Origin of the sequence: Variovorax raffinosi (assembly GCF_051216615.1) — a bacterium.
In the GTDB taxonomy this organism is placed as follows: domain Bacteria; phylum Pseudomonadota; class Gammaproteobacteria; order Burkholderiales; family Burkholderiaceae_C; genus Variovorax.
Genome location: NZ_JBPJZR010000008.1, coordinates 80,287 through 97,820 on the forward strand (window position 1 = coordinate 80,287; position 17,534 = coordinate 97,820).

Consider the following 17,534-nt stretch of genomic DNA (forward strand, 5'->3'; position numbering starts at 1 on the left):
GCTACGCCCTGGGCAGTGCCGCACCCTTGAGTGCCGCATCGGCGCGCGGTGTTTCGCGCACCGTGGCCGCCACCGTGCGCCAGCCTTTCGGCATCAACACCAGCATCAACGCCGCCAGCAGTGCCGCGCTGCCGAGCGTGTAGAGCCCGGCGGCGGAACCGCCGTGGTTCTGCTCGACGTAGGTGCGCAAACTCGGCGCCACGAAGCCACCCAGGTTGCCGATGGAATTCACCAGCGCGATGCCGGTGGCAATGCCCAGCCCCGACAGCCGCTCCGACAGGAAGGCATAGAAGATCGGCGTGCCCGACAGGTAGGTCGAGGCGCCGATCGACAGCGCCGCGATCGCGAAGATCGGCGAGCCGTGCGCCGACAGGCACACGCACACACCGAAGATCGTGTACAGCGACGCCACGGTGACGCGCCGGCGTTCATGGTGGCGGTCCGACCAGCGCGTGACGAAGAAAACGACGAACAGCGCCAGCAGCCACGGAATGCTGGTGACGAAGCCCACCATCAGCCCGATCTTCTGGCCCAGGATCTGCGCCACCTGGCTCGGGAGATAGAAGATCAGGCCGTAGGCCGCGATCTGCACGATGAAGAAGTTCATCGCAAAGAACATCACCTTCGGATTGCGCAGCGTCTGCATCACCGTGTGCGGGCTGTCGACCGATTTTTCCGCCGCCTCCTGGTCGAGCACCGCCTGCAGCGCGTTCTGCTCCGCGGACGTGAGCCACTTCGCATTGCCCGGCCTGTCGACGATCACGAAGAACGCGACGATGCCGACCACGACCGCCATCACGCCTTCGATCAGGAACATCCACTCCCAGCCCTTCAGGCCACCGATGCCGTGCATGTCGAGCAGCGCACCCGAGATCGGCCCACCGATGACCAGCGCGCCTGCAAAGCCGAACAGCAGGATGCCGTTGGCCTGCGCCCGCACCTTGGCGGGAAACCAGTAGGTCAGCGTCAGCAGCACGCCCGGATAGAAGCCCGCCTCCGCGATGCCCAGCAGGAACCGAAGCACGTAGAACGACATTTCGGTGGTCGCGAACATCATGGCCGACGCCACGAGCCCCCACGTCACCATGATCCGGCACAGCCAGATGCGCGGGCCGACGCGCGACAAGATCACGTTGCTCGGCACTTCAAAAATGGCGTAGCTCACGAAGAAGATGCCGGCGCCGAGTGCGAAGGCGCTGTCGCTGATGCCGGTGTCGATCTGCAGCGCGTTCTTCGCGAAGCCGACGTTGACACGATCGAGGATCGACATGATGTACATGACGATCAACATGGGAAGAAGGCGCCATCGCGCCTTACTGACGGCTGAACTGACCAGCGTGCTGTAGGGGTTCATTCTTTTGTCTCCTGGTAATTTTTATGCGTGGGTCGCTGTTTCGGAATTGCCTGGAACCACGCTTGTGGTGCGGGTTGCTCTTGTTCTTTCGGGCGCTGTTGTTCGGGGCGAGTGCGAATGACACCAGGTGCTCCCCTCCGCGAATGTCCCCCGCTTCGCTCCTCCTTTATTTCGCTGCGGGGAGCACCTGGTGTCATTCGCACATGGGCACGCTGCTATTGATCCTGCGATCAACGACTGTTCTGTCCAACGCTCGCGCCGATACGGGGCTCTTTTTCGCGAAATAAAGGAGGAGCGAAGCGGGGGACATTCGCGAAAAAGAGCACCGTGTCGGCGTGAGCGTCGCCCTGAAGAACAGCAGCGCCCCAGACAGCAGCAGAGCAACTTTTCGCCTTAGTGATTCCGACGAGGAATACCAGCCGTCTGCGCCACCCGCTGATACTTGGTCGCAGGCTTGAGCACCATGCCTTCCGACAGCGTGTCCACCATCGAACGCTGGATTTCCTGCCACGGCGTCTGGCTCACCGGAATCGGGTAGCCGCCCTTGGCCTCCAGTTGGCGCGCGCGTTCCTGCAACTCTTCGTCGCTCACAAGCATGTTGACCGTGCGGTGCTTCAGATCCACGCGCACCTTGTCGCCTGTCTGCAGCAAGGCCAGACCCGCACCCGCCGCAGCCTCCGGCGATGCGTTCAGGATCGAGGGCGACCCCGAAGTGCCCGACTGCCGGCCATCGCCGATGCATGGCAACGCCGACACGCCGCTCTTCAGCAGATGCGCAGGTGCCCGCATGTTCACCACCTCGGACGATCCCGGGTGCCCGATGGGCCCGACGCCGCGCATGAACAGGATGCAGGACGCATCGATGTCCAGCGCCGGATCTTCGATGCGACGTTCATAGTCTTCCGGGCCGTCGAAAACAATCGCGCGGCCAACAAAAGCATCGAGGTCGCCCGGAGCGCTGAGATAGCGCGCCCTGAACTCATCCGAGATCACGCTGGTCTTCATGATCGCGCTGTCGAACAGGTTGCCCGACATCACGAGGAAGCCGGCGTTTTCCCTCAACGGCTCCTTGAACGGCCGGATCACGTCGGCGTCTTTCACCCGCGCATCGGCGCAGTTGGCGGCCAGGGTCTTGCCGTTGACCGTGAGCGCGTCTTCGCGAATCAGGCCATTGCGATGCAGCTCCGCCACCACGGCCGGCACGCCGCCGGCTCGGAAGAACTCTTCGCCGAGGTACTTGCCCGCCGGTTGCATGTCGAGCAGCAGCGGCACGTCGAGCCCCACGGTTTCCCAGTCCTGGATGACCAGCTCGACACCCGCATGCTTGGCCACGGCGATCAGGTGGATGGGTGCGTTGGTCGATCCGCCAATGGCCGAGTTGACGACGATCGCGTTCTCGAAAGCCGCACGCGTCAGGATGTCCGAGGGCTTCAGGTCTTCGCGCACCATCTCCACGATGCGGCGCCCGGTCTCGTAGGCCATCTGCCCGCGTTCGCGGTACGGGGCTGGAATGGCCGCGCATCCGGGCAGGCTCATGCCCAGCGCCTCGGCCAATGCATTCATCGTCGAGGCAGTGCCCATCACGTTGCAATGGCCTATCGACGGCACCGTCGAGCCGACCAGGTCGATATAGCCCGGAAAGTCGATGCTGCCCTTGGCAAACAGCTCGCGCGCCTTGAACAGCGTGGTGCCGGTTCCGGTGCGCTGCCCGTCGTGCCAGCCGTTGAGCATCGGCCCGCCCGAAAGAATGATGGCGGGGATGTTCGCGGTGGCCGCGGCCATCAGCGCGGCCGGCGTTGTCTTGTCGCAGCCGGTGGTCAGCACGACACCGTCGATGGGGTAGCCGGTCAGTGTCTCGACCAGGCCCAGGTACGCCAGGTTGCGGTCGAGCGCCGCCGTGGGACGGCGGCCGTTTTCCTGGATCGGGTGCATCGGGAACTCCATCGCGATGCCGCCCATTTCGCGGATGCCTTCCCGCACGCGCAGCGCGAGTTCGCGATGGTGCCGGTTGCAGGGCGTCAGGTCGGAGCCGCTTTGCGCGATGCCGATGATGGGCTTGCCGGACTGAAGCTCTTCCCGCGTGAGGCCGTAGTTCAGATACCAGGCCAGATGCAGGACCGAGAGTTCGCTGTGCTCGGGGTTGTTGAACCACGAGGCGGAGCGCAGGGGACGGGTTGTCATGGGTTTTCTTCCTTCGGGGTGGGGCTGAAGGGATGCGTGATACGGCCTTGGCCGGAGTCCGCGCCGGGTGTTCGGCGGGACGTGCTGCATCACCTGGGCGCAGCGGGGCCGCGCAACGGCAATTTCGTGGGGCTGTCTCCTGTGCGTTCTTGTTGTGCGACGGGAGCTTAGGTGGGCAGGTCTTCGAGCGCCAATGAGATCGCCTGAGGGTCGATATAAGCGCTCCAAATACACCCGAAACCCTGCCGGAGGGCCCGGCTTGGCCACGCTCCTAGAATGCCTTGGTGAGCGCCCTTCCCACCCCCTCCCCCCTGTCAGCCTCCCTCTCCGAACGCCGCCCGATCCGCGAGCTGCCCGACGAACTGATCAGCCAGATCGCCGCCGGCGAAGTGGTCGAGCGGCCCGCTTCGGTGGTGCGCGAGCTGCTGGACAACGCGCTCGACGCGGGCGCCCGGCAGATCACGGTGCGGCTGGCCTCGGGCGGTGTGCGGCTGATCTCCATCGAAGACGACGGCCTGGGCATTCCGCGCGAAGAACTCACGGTGGCCCTGCGCCGCCATGCCACCAGCAAGATCGCGAGCCTGAACGATCTAGAAACCGTCGGCACCATGGGCTTTCGCGGCGAGGCACTGGCTGCCATCAATGCGATTGCAGAACTCAGCATCCAGTCGCGCTTTGCCGGTGCCGACAGCGCCTTTTCACTCGACGGCCGCACCGGCGAGCTGCGGCCCGTGGCCCGTTCCACCGGCACCACCGTCGAAGTGCGCGAGCTGTTCTTCGCCACGCCCGCGCGCCGCAAGTTCCTCAAGACCGACGCCACCGAGCTGGCCCACTGCATCGAGGCGGTGCGCCGCCATGCGCTGGCGCGGCCCGAGGTGGGCTTTTCGATCTGGCACGACGGCAAGCTGGTCGAGCAATGGCGCGCCGCCGCCACGCGCGAGCAGCGGCTGGCCGATGCCCTGAGCGACGACTTCGTGACGCAGAGCGTGGCGGTCGAGCGCGAAGGCGGCCCGGTGCGCGTGATCGGCCGCGCCGGCATTCCCGACGCGGCGCGCTCGCGCGGCGACCAACAGTTCTTTTATGTCAACGGCCGCTTCGTGCGCGACAAGGTGCTGTCGCACGCGGTGCGCAGCGCCTATGAAGACGTGCTGCACGGTCATCGCCAGCCGATCTATGCGCTGTACCTCGAAATCGATCCGGCGCGGGTCGACGTGAACGTGCATCCGACCAAGATCGAAGTGCGCTTTCGCGATGGGCGCGAGGTGCACCAGGCGGTGCGCCATGCCATCGAGGACGCGCTGGCCGCGCCGCGTGCCGGGGATGCCGTGGCACCGTCCGGCGCGCCGCAGCCCTTCTTCAAGCCGACCCCGCTGCCGTCGAACGCCAGTTGGGCACAGCCCTCCATGAATTTCGTGGCCCAGGAGCGAGGTGCCGGCGATTTCGAGGCCATGTGGCCGCGACGCACCGAGCAGTCGGGGCACGAGCCTGAATCGACGCCTTCGCATTGGCCGCTGACCGGCGCCGCGCCGATGACCTTCCGCACGCCCGTCGGGCTGCCTTCGGATGCGGCCCCGGAAACCACCGCCGCGCCTCTGGCCACCAACGAAGAAGCCTGGCCGCTGGGCCGCGCGCTGGCGCAGTTGCAGGGCATCTACATCCTGGCCGAGAACAGCCAGGGCCTTGTGGTCGTCGACATGCATGCGGCGCACGAGCGCATCGTTTATGAGCGCCTGAAGACGCAGCTCGACGGCGCGGCCATCAGCAGCCAGCCGCTGCTGATCCCGGCCACCTTCGCCGCCACGCCGCAGGAAGTGGCGACAGCCGAGGCCTGCGCGGCGGTGCTGCCCACGCTGGGGCTGGAAATCACGGCTTTCTCGCCGCGCACGCTCGCGGTGCGCGCCGTGCCCGGAACACTGGCCGACGGCGACCCGGTGGAGCTTGCGCGCAGCGTTCTGGCCGAATTGGGCCAGCACGACGCCAGCACCGTGGTGCAGCGCGCGCAGAACGAATTGCTCTCCACCATGGCCTGCCACGGCGCCGTGCGGGCCAACCGCAAGCTCACCATCGACGAAATGAACGCACTGTTACGTCAGATGGAAGCGACCGAGCGTTCGGACCAGTGCAACCACGGCCGGCCCACCTGGCGGCAGCTGTCCATCCGCGAGCTGGACAGCCTGTTTATGCGCGGCCGATAGGGCAAACCCTCGGGAACGCCGAGGAACCGGCTTTGCCGGGCCTCTGGCGTTGCCCCCGGTAGGGGGTAGGCAAAGCGACACGAAGTGCGCGCAGCCACGGGGGCGAGCCTATTTATAGGGTTTTGGACGGTCATCCCCACAGCGGGCACGCACGTTGCATGGACTCGTGCAAAGCGCCGTCGAGCGTTGTTTCGGAGGGTTACCGGGGCGCAATGTTGGCGTGCCGCGGTGACAGCCAATGAACTTTTCCGCCGACTTCGCTGTCCCTCAACCCCATGATGAAACGCTGGACCCTCCTCGCGTCAGTCCTTTCGCTTTGCGCCCTGCTGGCCGCCGGCTGCTCCACGCTTGACGAACAGCAACGCGAATGGATCTTCCAGCCCAGCGACCGCAGCTGGGGCAACACCGCCACCATGACCGAAGGCATGCAGGACGTGTGGATCGACTTCCAGTCGTCCATCACCGGCGAGCCCGCGCGCCTGCACGGCCTGTGGCTGGGCGGCGCGCCCGAGACCACCGACACGCCCGTGCTGCTGTACCTGCACGGCGCGCGCTACAACGTGGCCGGCTCGGCGCCGCGCATCCAGCGCATGCACGAGCTGGGTTTTTCGGTGCTGGCCATCGACTACCGCGGCTTCGGCAAAAGCTCCAAGGGCCTGCCCTCGGAAGAATCGGCGCGCGAAGACGCCCGCGCCGCCTGGACCTGGCTGGCCGCGCGCCACCCCAGGCAGCATCGCTACATCTTCGGCCACTCGCTCGGCGGCGCCATCGGCATCGACCTGGCAGCCCACGTGAACGACGAAAGTGGCGTGATCGTGGAAAGCACCTTCACCTCGATCGCCGATGTGGTGAGCGGCTTCAAGTGGGGCTGGCTGCCCTTCGGCCCGTTCATCACGCAGCGCTTCGAGGCGATCAACACGGTCAAGCAGATCGGTGCGCCGCTGCTGGTGGTGCATGGCACGGCCGACAGCCTCATCAACCCCACGCTGGGCCGCAAGCTCTATGACGCGGCCACGGTGCCCAAGCTGTTCGTGCTGGTCGAGGGCGGCTCGCACCACAACACCAATTCCGTCGGCGAGGCGCAATACCGCGCGGCACTGGCGCAGTTGTTCCGCATGAAGCCGGACAACACGCTCGCCGCCAACCGGCCGCCACCGCGGCTCGCGCCGCCGGCCGGGGCGCTCACGCCGCAGGATGTGCGCGGCCAGACGCAGGCACAGGCGGCGCCCGCCGCCATCTGAGCACAAGCTCCCCGCACGCGGCGCGCCGCGCGAGACCTCCGGCGCCGAGGGGCACGCGCCATTTGCTACCCTCGGCGCACCATGTCTCCCAGCTTCGCTCCGGCCGCCGAGGCCGCTCCCCCGGCATCGCCAGGCGCCGCACCTCCTGTTTCACCGCGCTACATCGCGCTTGCCGGCCCCACCGCCTCAGGCAAGACCGCCGCCGCACTGGCGCTGACGCGCACGCAGGCCGTTGAAATCATCAGCGTCGATTCGGCCCTCGTCTACCGGGGCATGGACATCGGCACCGCCAAGCCCAGCCCCGCCGAACTGGCGCAGGCGCCGCACCACCTCATCGACATCCTCGATCCGCGCGAGAGCTACAGCGCGGCCGCCTTCGTGGCCGATGCCACGCGGCTCATCGACGAAATTCGCGGACGCGGCGCGCTGCCGCTGCTGGTGGGCGGCACGATGCTTTACTTCAAGGCCCTGTTCGACGGCATCGACGCCATGCCCGCAGCGGATGCCGCCGTGCGCGCGCGCATCGATGCCGAAGCCGCGACCCTCGGCTGGCCCGCCATGCACGCGCGGCTGGCCCTGGTCGACCCGGTCACGGCCGCGCGGCTCGCGCCGCAGGACAGCCAACGCATCCAGCGTGCGCTCGAAGTGTGGGAAAGCAGCGGCCAGCCCCTGTCCAGCTTTCATGCGAGCGACAACAAGACCGCCAAGGCGGTGGAAGGCGGCGTGCTGTTCTCGCTCGAACCCACCGACCGCGCATGGCTGCATGCGCGCATCGCCGAGCGCTTCGACGCCATGCTCGCGGCAGGCTTCATCGACGAAGTGAAGGCGCTGCGCGCGCGCGGCGATCTCTCGCCCGACCTGCCCTCGATGCGCTGCGTGGGCTACCGGCAGGCCTGGGAAATGCTCGATGCCTGCGGCACGGCGGCGCCCGACGCCAAGGCAATGAATGACCTGCGCGAACGCGGCATCGCCGCCACACGACAGCTCGCCAAGCGGCAGATCACCTGGCTGCGCAGCATGCCGACTCGCACCGTGATCGCCTGCGACGCGCCCGACGCGGTGCAGACCGCCGTTCAACTCATCACATCAATCACAAGCCCCGGATGACGCTGCGCATTTCCAACCTCGGCAAGCACTACGGTGACGCGCCCGTCTTCGAGAACGTGACGCTCGAGGTCGAGCCCGGCGAGTTCGTTGCCATCGTCGGCGAATCGGGTGTCGGCAAGTCGACGCTGCTCAACTGCATGGCCGGGCTCGACACGTGGGACCAAGGCAGCGTGACGCACGACGGCACCGACATCGGCGCGCTCGATGGCGAGGCCTGCGCGCTCTGGCGCCGCAAGCACGTGGGCTTCGTGTTCCAGGCCTTCCATGTGCTGCCGCACCTGGACGTGGCGCAGAACGTGTCGTTGCCGCTGATGCTGCTGGGTGAACATCGCGGTGACGAGGGCCGCGTCGCCCACATGCTCGAAGCGGTCGGCCTGCCCGGCATGGGTGCGCGGCTGCCGCAGACGCTGTCGGGCGGCCAGTTGCAGCGCGTGGCCATCGCGCGTGCGCTGGTGCATCGCCCCGCGCTGCTGCTGGCCGACGAGCCCACGGGCAACCTCGACCCGACCACCGCCGCCAAGGTGATGGAACTGCTGATCGGCCAGACCCGCGAGCACGGCGCCTCGCTGGTACTGGTGACGCACTCCGAAAGCGCGGCCGCCCGCGCGGACCGCCTGCTGCACCTGACAGCAAGCGGCATCCGCGCCTGACGACTTATCTGTCTGTTGTTTACTGCTGCGGCGCGAGGAGGCTCGCGTAGCGCGACAGATCGACGTTGCCGCCGCTGATCACGATGCCCACGCGCTGGCCCGCAATCGCTTTGCCAGCCGCGATGGCACCCGCAAAGGCCAGGCAGCCGGTCGGCTCGACCACCATCTTCATGCGCTCGGCGAAGAAGCGCATCGCATCGACCAGTTGCGCATCGGTCACCGTGAAGATGTCGTTCACGTCGCGCTGGATGATGCCGAAGGTGTACTCGCCCAGATGCTGCGTCTGCGCGCCGTCCGCGATGGTCTTGGGCGTTTCGATGTGCACGATCTTCCCGGCGCGAAACGACTGCTGCCCGTCGTTGCCCGCCTCGGGCTCCACGCCGTAGATCTTGCAATCGGGCGACAGCGCGCGCGCCGACAGCGCCGAGCCCGACAGCAGCCCGCCGCCGCCCAGGCACACGAACAGGTGGTCGAGCGGACCGGTTTCCTCGATCAGCTCCTTCACCGCCGTGCCCTGCCCCGTCAGCACGTCCGGATGGTCGTAGGGCGGAATCATCGTCATGCCGCGCTCTTGTGCGAGCCGCTTGGTCAGCGCCTCGCGGTCTTCGGTGAAGCGGTCATACAGCACGACTTCAGCGCCGTAGCCCTTGGTGGCAGCGACCTTGGCGGAGGGTGCGTCATTGGGCATGACGATCACGGCCGGCATCGACAGCAGGCGCGCCGACAGCGCGATGGCCTGCGCATGGTTGCCCGAAGAAAAAGCGATCACGCCGCCCTTGCGCTGCGTGGCGTCAAATTTCGACAGCGCGTTGAAGGCGCCGCGAAACTTGAACGCGCCCATGCGCTGGAAGTTCTCGCACTTGAAGAAGAACTGCGCGCCCCAGCGCTCGTCGGCGGTGGTCGAGCGCAGCACGGGCGTGCGATGGGCATGGCCCTCGAGCCGCGCGGCCGCGGCGATGACGTCGTCGTAGGTAGGTAGTTGCATCACCCGAGCTTAGCGGGGCTCGTCGTTCTTTTGCACCCCCAGGTGGGTAAAAACCCGGGTGCACGGTCGCCTTGAAGTTCGTACTCTGTATACAGAGTTCAGAACCCGGAGCCACCCATGCCCGCCCAGCTCGTCAGCATCGAAGCCGCGCCCGACCTTGTCGATCAGGTCTACCGCGCCCTGCTCGGCGCCATCAGCAGCGGGACGCTGGCGCCCGGCGAACGCCTCACGCAGGAAGACATCGCGCAGCGGCTGTCGGTGTCGCGCCAGCCGGTGCTGCAGGCGCTCCGGCTGCTGAAGAAAGACGGCTTCGTGCTCGACGCACCCGGCCGTGGTGTGCTGGTGGCGCCGCTCGACGCCGAAGGCATGCGGCAGATCTACCAGGTGCGCGGCGCGCTCGACGTGCTGGCCGCGCGGCTCGCGGCGCAGCAGCGCTTTCGCATCGACCCGAAGCTCATCGAGCGTGGCCGGCGTGCGGCGCGCGGGCGCAATGTCGAAGCCATGATCGATGCCGACGTGGCCTTTCACCAGGCCATCTACGCGGCCTCGGGCAATCCGCTGATCGGCCAAAGCGCCGACCCGCACTGGCGCCACCTGCGCCGCGCGATGGGCGCGGTGCTGCAGGCCGAGCCCCAGCGCGAATCGCTGTGGGACGAGCACGAAGCCATTGCCACCGCCATCGCCGCCGGCCATGCCGATCGCGCGGCGCGCCTGAGCGAACAGCACGTCGCCAAGGCCAGCGAAGCACTCGGCCAGCGGCTCATGCAACAACAGCAGCAACAGCAGCAGCTCGCGCACACCGCACCCACCCCCACCACGCAAGGAGACAAGGCATGAAGCTGACCCCCGAGCAACGCGCGCAGTTCGAGCGCGACGGCTACCTGTTCTTTCCCGGCCATTTTTCGCCCGAGGAAACGAAGGCACTGACCGATGCGGTGCCCGATCTGTACAGCCGGCGCGAGGCCTTCAACGTGCGCGAGAAAGGCTCCGACGCCGTGCGCACGAACTTCGCCGCGCACCTCATCAGCGAGCCCTTCGCCCGGCTGGCGCGCCACCCGCGCATGGTCGGGCCGGTGAGCGATCTCTTCGAGGAAGAGGTCTACATGCACCAGTTCAAGATCAACGGAAAGATGGCCTTCGAGGGCGACGTGTGGCAGTGGCACCAGGACTACGGCACCTGGCTCAACGACGACCTGATGCCGACCGAGCGCGCGATGAACGTGGCGATTTTTCTCGACGAGGTGAACGAGCACAACGGCCCGCTGATGTTCATTCCGGGCAGCCATCGCAAGGGCGTGGTGGATGCCAAACACGACCTGACCACAACGAGCTATCCGCTCTGGACGGTGGACAACGCACTGATCCGCCAGTTGGTCGAGCGCGCCGGCGGCAAGAACGGCGGCATCGTCTCGCCCAAGGGCCCGGCCGGTTCGATGATCCTGTTCCACAGTTGCCTTGTGCATGCCTCGGGCAGCAATCTCTCGCCCTTCAACCGCGTGGCCGTGTACCTGAGCCTGTGCGCGGTCAGCAACCACATCCGCCGCCACAAGCGGCCCGAGTACATCGCGCACCGGAATTTCACGCCCATCGAGATGCTGCCCGACGACTGCCTGCTGAAGCCCTACCCCGTCGATGTGCCGTGGAAGAAGGGCCTGCCCGAAAGTGCGCTGCTGACGTCGCTCGATGTCCTCGACACCGCGGAGGCCTGACCCATGAGCCTGTACACCCGCCTGCAGCAGCGCGCCGCCGAAGGCCGCCCCATCCGCATCGGCCTGATCGGCGCCGGCAAGTTCGGCTCCATGTATCTCGCGCAAGTGCCGCGCACGCCCGGCGTTCAACTGGTGGCGATTGCCGACCTGTCGCCCGACGCAGCCCGCGTCAACCTGGAGCGCGTGGGCTGGGAGCCGGCGCGCGCATCGGCCGGCTCGGTGCAGGAGGCGCTGAAGAGCGGCACCACCTGGATCACCGACGACTGGCAGGCGGTGACGCGCGAGCCGTCCATCGACATCGTCGTCGAGTGCACCGGCAACCCGATCGCGGCGGTCGATCACTGCCTGGACGCCTTTGCGCATGGCAAGCACGTGGTCAACGTCACGGTCGAGGCCGATGCCTTCTGCGGCCCGCTGCTCGCACGACGGGCGCAACAGGCGGGCGTGACCTATTCGCTGGCCTTCGGCGACCAGCCCGCGCTGATCTGCGACCTGGTCGACTGGGCGCGCACCTGCGGCTTTCCGGTGGTGGCGGCGGGGCGCGGCCACAAGTGGCTCCCGCACTTCACCGAATCGACGCCCGAGACCGTGTGGGGCAACTACGGCCTGACACCGGAACAGGCGCAACGCGGCGGGCTCAACCCGAAGATGTTCAATAGCTTTCTCGATGGCTCCAAGCCATCCATCGAAAGCTCGGCGGTCGCCAATGCCACCGGCCTCACGGTGCCATCGGACGGCCTGCTTTATCCGCCAGCGAGCGTGGAAGACATTCCCTTCGTCACGCGCCCACGCAGCGAAGGCGGTGTGCTGGAGCGCAAGGGCATGGTCGAGGTGATCTCGTCGCTCGAAGCCGATGGGCGAAAGATCCCCTACGACATCCGCATGGGCGTGTGGGTCACGGTCGAAGCCGAGACCGACTACATCAAGAACTGCTTCGAGGAATACAACGCCCACACCGACCCGAGCGGGCGCTACTTCACGCTGTACAAGCGCTGGCACCTGATCGGGCTCGAAGTCGGCATGTCGGTGGCCAGCGTGGCGCTGCGCGGCGAGCCGACCGGCGTGGCCACCTGCTGGAACGCCGACGTGGTGGCCACGGCCAAGCGCGACCTTGCGCCGGGCGAGATGCTCGACGGCGAAGGCGGCTACACGGTGTGGGGCAAGCTGCTGCCGGCCGACCGCTCGCTGCGCATGGGCGGACTGCCGCTCGGACTCGCGCACAACGTCAGGCTGCTGCGGCCGGTGAAGAAGGGACAGAGCCTCTGCTGGGCCGACGTGGCGATCGACACATCGACTGCGGCTTACAAGCTGCGCGCCAACATGGAGACGATGTTCGCGCCATCTGTGCAGGTTCGGGCCGCTTAGCTCCTGGCGAACCTTTTTCTTGTGTTCTTCGCGTTGCGTTTGGAGCGCGTTGTTTTTGGCGCTGCTGCTGTTCAGGGCGACGCTCCCGCCGACACGGTGCTCTTTTTCGCGAATGTCCCCCGCTTCGCTCCTCCTTTATTTCGCGAAAAAGAGCCCCGCATCGACGTGAGCGTTATCAGAGCGGTCGTTGATCGCAGGATCAACAGCAACGTGCCCTCGTGCGAATTACGCCGGGTGGTCCCCGCAGCGAAATAAAGGAGGAGCGAAGCGGGGGACATTCGCGGAGGGGACCACCCGGTGTAATTCGCACACGCCCCGAACTCACGAATCACATGCAAGAGCGGCAAACCCAACAGGGGATTCCGGGCATTGCGCCAAACCCCATTCACGTAAAAAATATTCGCCTCGACACAAGGCTTAGTGTCGAAATGACCGGCGGCGGGCCGTCATTGGGGTGAGCGATCTTGCTCAAGCCAATCTTTTCCATGACGGAGAAACACCATGCAATACATGTTGATGTTCTATCAGCCCGCTGCCGAATTCGAACAACGCGACGACGCCTCCTCCAAGGCCTATCGAGCCAGCTGGATCGCCTACGCCGACGCCGTGCGACAAGCGGGCATCTCGCTCGGCGGCCACGGCCTCTTCCCGCCGATGACAGGTACCACCCTGCGCGTGCGCGGCGACAAGCGCCAGGTGCAGGACGGCCCCTTTGCCGACACCAAGGAACAACTCGGCGGCTACTTCGTGGTCGACGTGCCCGACCTCGATGCCGCACTCGAATGGGCCGAACGCGCACCCTGCGCCACCAGCGGCGGCGTGGAAGTGCGCCCCGTCTTCATGGCCACGGCCATGGCGGCGGCCACCGCGTGAACGGCCCGGCGGCTCACCAGGCCGCCGAGCGGGCGGCCCGCGAGTCCTACGGGCGGCTCCTGGCCATCCTGTCGGCGCGCACGCACGACATCGCGGCGTCGGAAGACGCTCTCTCAGATGCCTTTGCGCGCGCGCTCGAACGCTGGCCCGTGGACGGCATTCCCGACAAGCCCGACGCCTGGCTGCTGAGCGTGGCGCGGCACCGCAAGCTCGATGCGTGGCGCCACACCCGCGTGCAGGACAAGGCCACGCAATCGCTGCTGCTGCTCGCCGGCGAAGCGGACCTGGCCGATGCCGAAGGCGCGACCGTGCCCGACGAACGGCTGCGCCTGCTCTTCGTGTGCGCGCACCCCGCCATCGACGCGCCGGCCCGCGCGCCGCTGATGCTGCAAACCGTGCTCGGCCTCGACGCGGCCCGCATGGCCGGCGCCTTTCTCACCGCGCCCTCCACGCTCGGCCAGCGGCTGGTGCGCGCCAAGGCCCGCATCCGCGCGGCCGGCATTCCCTTCGAGTACCCGCAGCCGCGCGACCTGCCGCAGCGGCTGCAGGACGTGCTCGACGGCATCTACGCCGCCTACGGCACCGGCTGGGAAGACGTAGACGGCGCCGACGCGCTGCCACGCGGCCTGACCACCGAGGCCATCGACCTGGGCGGCATCCTTTGCCACCTGATGCCCGACGAGCCCGAGCCGCTGGGCCTGCTGGCGCTGATGCTGTTCTGCGAAAGCCGCACGGCGGCGCGGCGCAGCGAGACGGGCGCGTATGTGCCGCTCGACCAGCAGGACATTACGCGCTGGAACCACGAACTGCTCGCGCAGGCCGAGCACCATCTGCGGAAAGCCTCCGGCATGGGCTCGCTCGGTGCCTACCAGTTGGAAGCGGCTATCCAGTCGGCGCATTGCGAGCGCCGCGCCGGCGCCCCGGTGCCACCCGAAACGCTGGTGGCGCTGTACGAGGGCCTGCTGGCGCTGCGCCCGAGCATCGGTGCGCAGGTCAGCCGCGCCTGTGCCTTGGCGAACGCACGCGGGCCGGACATCGGCCTGCAAGCGCTCGATGCGATTCCCGCCGACGAAGTGACGAACTACCAGCCCTTCTGGGCCGCCCGCGCGCATCTGCTCGCAGCGGGCGGCGTGCGCGCCGCGGCCCGGAAGGCCTACGACCGCGCCATCGGCTTGAGTGCCAATGCGGCGGTGCGCGGCTACCTCGGCGCGATGGCTGCCCGGCTCTGAAACGGCCACGGGCTGCTCATCGCGCAGCATCCATTCAAGCGGCAGACTAGCCGAAGACGTTGAACCAGCTAAGGATGGAGCCGATCAAGCTGCCAGCACTGAACGACTCCCCGGGCGCTCCGACCTCCTTGAGCACCGGGAGGCTCGCGAGGCTCTGGGTACTCACAAGGTTGTTCAGGAAGAAACCCACATCGCCGTTGAACTCAGGGGCGATCCGCCCACCGTCGTCGCGCAGATTCCCTGCGCGCCAGATGTCGGTGCCCGCGAACGTAAGCGCCGTCGTCACGTGGCTGCCTATGACCAGATACCGCGACCAGGGCATGTAGTACCCGTAGTTGGGCAGCGGGCCGAGTTCGGCGCGCACCAGGTTCATCTCCTTGGTGAAGAGCTTCATCTTCGCGTCGCGCAAGGCACTGCCCGTCAGGCCGACGACTTCGGCGTTCTGGCCACCGACGAAGGCGAAGCTGGAGATGACCTGGTCCTGCTGGAAGCTGCCCAGGCCGAGGCGGTCTTCGGCATACCGCTTGGAGAGCACCTTGTTGAGGCTGCTGGTGTCGCCACCACGGCTCTTCAATAGCTCGACCTTCTCGCCCGTGGCCTTCTCCCAACGCGCGACCAGCCCCTTGGCCTGCTCCGCGTATTCGGGATGGCCCGGCGTCTTTGCATCGGCAGCGGTGGGCTGCTGGAACCAGCCCCACGCATCGGTGACCTTCTGCCAGAACTTCACCGCAGGCGTCTTGTCGAGGTCGCTCGCAAGGATTTCTTCGCCCTGCTTGTAGATCGGTGCCGGAAGAATCGGGCCGGAATCGTTGAACATCGCAACCCGCGTCTTGCCGCCCGCCAGAGCCTCCCGGATCATCGGGTAGTTGGCCAACGATGAGTAGCCACCGGCGCTGGCACCGTAGACCAGCAACTGCTGGATCGACTTCCTGTCCGACAAGCTCTCCGCAAACTTGTTCTGGCGCAGGAACTCCATTGCAGCCCGCACATTGTTCAGGCCGTTGAAGTTGACCTTCTTGCTGTTTTGCGGATTGCTCGGGTCTTCAAAAACCCTGAAGCTCGCGCCCGAGTTGACGTCACCGGTGCAATACGGAAACACCAGCTGGGTCCATCGCTGCGTTTCCGGCTGCGAGGTGAACTTCGGAAAATTCCACCAGCTACGGTTGTCCAGCGTACCTGTGCCTCGGCCGAAGAGAAGGTACGCGGCCGCATTGACCAGAAACGTGTTGCCATCCAGCACCGGAGACGTGAGGGCGACCGTGGTCGTGGTCACGATGCCGTTGCCCTTGAGGTAGCCCGAGGGCAGACCGTCGGGATTGGATGCGCCGAGCTTGGCGTCCGGCTTGCACGAATTGAAGTCCCAGCACGCACCGCCGCCTTCGAAGTCGATCAGCACCTTGTCGCGCATGTTCGCCTCGGACGCGATCCTGTAGTACATGCGGTAGGGCGTCCCATTCAGGCACGACGCGCCTGAGCTGGCCGGAAAGGTGTACTCCACCCAGGTGTCCAGATCGGCGGTCCATACCGGGCCGGCCGCAGGCACGATCGCCTGCCCCGGCGCGGAGCTGGACTTGAGCGCTGCGTTGTACCTGGCCGTCGACTCGTCGATGAATGCCTGCGCATCGGCCCTGCTCTTCTGGGCCGGCGGGGTCGCGGCCGGTGCGGCGCCGGCCGCGGTCATCGAAAGCATGAAGGCCAGCGCGGCCGCGAGCCTCCAGAGTGTTCTTGTTCGCTGCATGGCTGTGTGTCTCCTGCGTTGTGAATGGGGTCGAATCGATCCGGTGGATCAGACGGATCAAATGGATCTGGATCAGTAGTGGCGCTGCCGTATCTCGAGCTCGCGCTGCGCCATCGCCGCTTGCCGCGCTTCGGGGTCCTGGATGGAGGACTGCACCTCGCTGACCATGCGGTCGCGCTCTTGCGCATAGCTCTGGAAGCGTGATTCGGTGATGGGCTCGGGCCCCACGACCTGCTTGACATACGCCTGCAGCGAAGCCGTCATCCGCTTCGTGAGTTCGTCGCGGACCACAGGGTCCGACTCGCCGATCTGAAGCAGCGCCGTGGTGGTCGTCAGCGCCTCGCGCGGAAGAATCTCGCCATTGGCCACGTGTTCAGGCAATTGGTGCAGGACCGCGTAAGACTCCTGTTGCCGCTCTTCGTCGCTCAGGCTGGGAAGCACTTCGGCGAGCACGTTCATGCGGTCGCGAAAGCGCGCGAGCTTGACGAGGCGATCGACCTCGTCTTCAACGTTCTTGCCGCTGCTGGCCAGGTCGCGCCTCAGTTGGTCGATGTCGAGGCCGCGTTCCATGGGGCCGGCCGACAGGAGATAGGGCGATGCACCCGGAGCGAACGGCTTGTAGCCGGCAGCCCGCTGCGCCAGCACCACGCCGCCCTGCGTTGTGGCTTGTGCGCCAGCGGATGCGGGAGCGTTGCCCTGCGCCTCAGTGGTCGCCTGCGCGTTGCCCTGGTCGGCAAACAGCAGCCAAAGCACCACGGCGGCCATCAGGATGCCAACACCCGCGACCAGCTTGCCGCCAGTCGGAAAGCGAAATTTCATGCGAATCCTCACCAGTCTCCAGTTGTTCTTGAGTGCCTCTCGGGGCACGCGTGGAGACTAGTCAGCCAGGCTCGCGCTGACTTGTACG

Annotated in this window: 14 protein-coding genes; 9 read left to right on the forward strand and 5 right to left on the reverse strand. The window is 66.7% G+C overall.

Going from position 1 to position 17,534, the window contains the following annotated elements; genetic code table 11:
* Position 1: 1 nt before the first annotated feature.
* Together ACSFB7_RS22915 and ACSFB7_RS22920 are read right to left on the reverse strand one after the other, a co-directional pair.
* A complete protein-coding gene (locus ACSFB7_RS22915) occupies positions 2-1,354 on the reverse strand; it encodes an MFS transporter (RefSeq protein ID WP_435474262.1) in 1,353 nt (450 codons plus the stop codon).
* 393 nt (positions 1,355-1,747) lie between these two features.
* Entirely contained in the window at positions 1,748-3,535 is a 1,788-nt protein-coding gene (locus ACSFB7_RS22920; RefSeq protein WP_435474264.1) for an IlvD/Edd family dehydratase, read from the reverse strand.
* A 284-nt stretch (positions 3,536-3,819) separates the two neighbouring features.
* Here ACSFB7_RS22920 and mutL point away from each other — a divergent pair, with 284 nt between their 5' ends.
* The 4 genes from mutL to ACSFB7_RS22940 all read left to right on the forward strand — a co-directional run bounded on the left by mutL (position 3,820) and on the right by ACSFB7_RS22940 (position 8,728).
* Entirely contained in the window at positions 3,820-5,730 is a 1,911-nt protein-coding gene (gene mutL / locus ACSFB7_RS22925) for a DNA mismatch repair endonuclease MutL (RefSeq protein ID WP_435474266.1), read from the forward strand.
* A gap of 278 nt (positions 5,731-6,008) precedes the next feature.
* Positions 6,009-6,971: an alpha/beta hydrolase gene (locus ACSFB7_RS22930; protein WP_435474267.1), complete on the forward strand. Its 963-nt coding sequence runs from the start codon at positions 6,009-6,011 to the stop codon at positions 6,969-6,971.
* Positions 6,972-7,052: 81 nt separating this feature from the next.
* The gene (miaA, locus tag ACSFB7_RS22935) at positions 7,053-8,078 is read left to right on the forward strand and encodes a tRNA (adenosine(37)-N6)-dimethylallyltransferase MiaA (RefSeq protein WP_435474269.1); all 1,026 of its coding nucleotides are present in this window, start codon (positions 7,053-7,055) and stop codon (positions 8,076-8,078) included.
* A complete protein-coding gene (locus ACSFB7_RS22940; RefSeq protein ID WP_435474271.1) occupies positions 8,075-8,728 on the forward strand; it encodes an ABC transporter ATP-binding protein in 654 nt (217 codons plus the stop codon). The genes miaA and ACSFB7_RS22940 overlap by 4 nt, the downstream gene beginning before the upstream one ends.
* Positions 8,729-8,747: 19 nt before the next feature.
* Here the strand turns inward: ACSFB7_RS22940 and ACSFB7_RS22945 are convergent, their stop codons facing one another.
* The gene (locus tag ACSFB7_RS22945) at positions 8,748-9,713 is read right to left on the reverse strand and encodes a threo-3-hydroxy-L-aspartate ammonia-lyase (protein WP_435474273.1); all 966 of its coding nucleotides are present in this window, start codon (positions 9,711-9,713) and stop codon (positions 8,748-8,750) included.
* A 117-nt stretch (positions 9,714-9,830) separates the two neighbouring features.
* Between ACSFB7_RS22945 and ACSFB7_RS22950 the strand changes: the two genes are divergently transcribed.
* From ACSFB7_RS22950 to ACSFB7_RS22970, 5 genes are all read left to right on the forward strand, one after another.
* On the forward strand, positions 9,831-10,550 hold the full coding sequence (locus ACSFB7_RS22950; RefSeq protein ID WP_435474275.1) for a GntR family transcriptional regulator: 720 nt from the start codon (positions 9,831-9,833) through the stop codon (positions 10,548-10,550).
* Complete coding sequence (locus ACSFB7_RS22955; protein ID WP_435474277.1) at positions 10,547-11,422, forward strand: phytanoyl-CoA dioxygenase family protein; 876 nt, start codon at positions 10,547-10,549, stop codon at positions 11,420-11,422. Before ACSFB7_RS22950 ends, ACSFB7_RS22955 begins: the two co-directional genes overlap by 4 nt.
* A gap of 3 nt (positions 11,423-11,425) precedes the next feature.
* On the forward strand, positions 11,426-12,787 hold the full coding sequence (locus ACSFB7_RS22960) for an NAD(P)H-dependent oxidoreductase (protein ID WP_435474279.1): 1,362 nt from the start codon (positions 11,426-11,428) through the stop codon (positions 12,785-12,787).
* 501 nt (positions 12,788-13,288) lie between these two features.
* On the forward strand, positions 13,289-13,660 hold the full coding sequence (locus ACSFB7_RS22965; RefSeq protein ID WP_435474280.1) for a YciI family protein: 372 nt from the start codon (positions 13,289-13,291) through the stop codon (positions 13,658-13,660).
* Positions 13,657-14,889 carry an RNA polymerase sigma factor gene (locus ACSFB7_RS22970; RefSeq protein ID WP_435474282.1) on the forward strand — a complete coding sequence of 411 codons (1,233 nt, stop codon included), beginning with the start codon at positions 13,657-13,659 and terminating at the stop codon, positions 14,887-14,889. The genes ACSFB7_RS22965 and ACSFB7_RS22970 overlap by 4 nt, the downstream gene beginning before the upstream one ends.
* Positions 14,890-14,935: 46 nt before the next feature.
* Here the strand turns inward: ACSFB7_RS22970 and ACSFB7_RS22975 are convergent, their stop codons facing one another.
* Together ACSFB7_RS22975 and ACSFB7_RS22980 are read right to left on the reverse strand one after the other, a co-directional pair.
* Positions 14,936-16,627: a pectin acetylesterase-family hydrolase gene (locus ACSFB7_RS22975; protein WP_435474284.1), complete on the reverse strand. Its 1,692-nt coding sequence runs from the start codon at positions 16,625-16,627 to the stop codon at positions 14,936-14,938.
* 72 nt (positions 16,628-16,699) lie between these two features.
* On the reverse strand, positions 16,700-17,446 hold the full coding sequence (locus tag ACSFB7_RS22980) for a hypothetical protein (RefSeq protein ID WP_435474286.1): 747 nt from the start codon (positions 17,444-17,446) through the stop codon (positions 16,700-16,702).
* Positions 17,447-17,534: the final 88 nt, after the last annotated feature.

What these genes read in the sequence shown, in the direction of transcription:
- ACSFB7_RS22915 (WP_435474262.1), bottom strand. Translation starts at nt 1,354, where the DNA reads ATGAACCCCTACAGCACGCTGGTCAGTTCAGCCGTCAGTAAGGCGCGA.
- ACSFB7_RS22920 (WP_435474264.1), bottom strand. Translation starts at nt 3,535, where the DNA reads ATGACAACCCGTCCCCTGCGCTCCGCCTCGTGGTTCAACAACCCCGAG.
- ACSFB7_RS22930 (WP_435474267.1), top strand. Translation starts at nt 6,009, where the DNA reads ATGAAACGCTGGACCCTCCTCGCGTCAGTCCTTTCGCTTTGCGCCCTG.
- miaA (WP_435474269.1), top strand. Translation starts at nt 7,053, where the DNA reads ATGTCTCCCAGCTTCGCTCCGGCCGCCGAGGCCGCTCCCCCGGCATCG.
- ACSFB7_RS22940 (WP_435474271.1), top strand. Translation starts at nt 8,075, where the DNA reads ATGACGCTGCGCATTTCCAACCTCGGCAAGCACTACGGTGACGCGCCC.
- ACSFB7_RS22945 (WP_435474273.1), bottom strand. Translation starts at nt 9,713, where the DNA reads ATGCAACTACCTACCTACGACGACGTCATCGCCGCGGCCGCGCGGCTC.
- ACSFB7_RS22950 (WP_435474275.1), top strand. Translation starts at nt 9,831, where the DNA reads ATGCCCGCCCAGCTCGTCAGCATCGAAGCCGCGCCCGACCTTGTCGAT.
- ACSFB7_RS22955 (WP_435474277.1), top strand. Translation starts at nt 10,547, where the DNA reads ATGAAGCTGACCCCCGAGCAACGCGCGCAGTTCGAGCGCGACGGCTAC.
- ACSFB7_RS22960 (WP_435474279.1), top strand. Translation starts at nt 11,426, where the DNA reads ATGAGCCTGTACACCCGCCTGCAGCAGCGCGCCGCCGAAGGCCGCCCC.
- ACSFB7_RS22965 (WP_435474280.1), top strand. Translation starts at nt 13,289, where the DNA reads ATGCAATACATGTTGATGTTCTATCAGCCCGCTGCCGAATTCGAACAA.
- ACSFB7_RS22975 (WP_435474284.1), bottom strand. Translation starts at nt 16,627, where the DNA reads ATGCAGCGAACAAGAACACTCTGGAGGCTCGCGGCCGCGCTGGCCTTC.
- ACSFB7_RS22980 (WP_435474286.1), bottom strand. Translation starts at nt 17,446, where the DNA reads ATGAAATTTCGCTTTCCGACTGGCGGCAAGCTGGTCGCGGGTGTTGGC.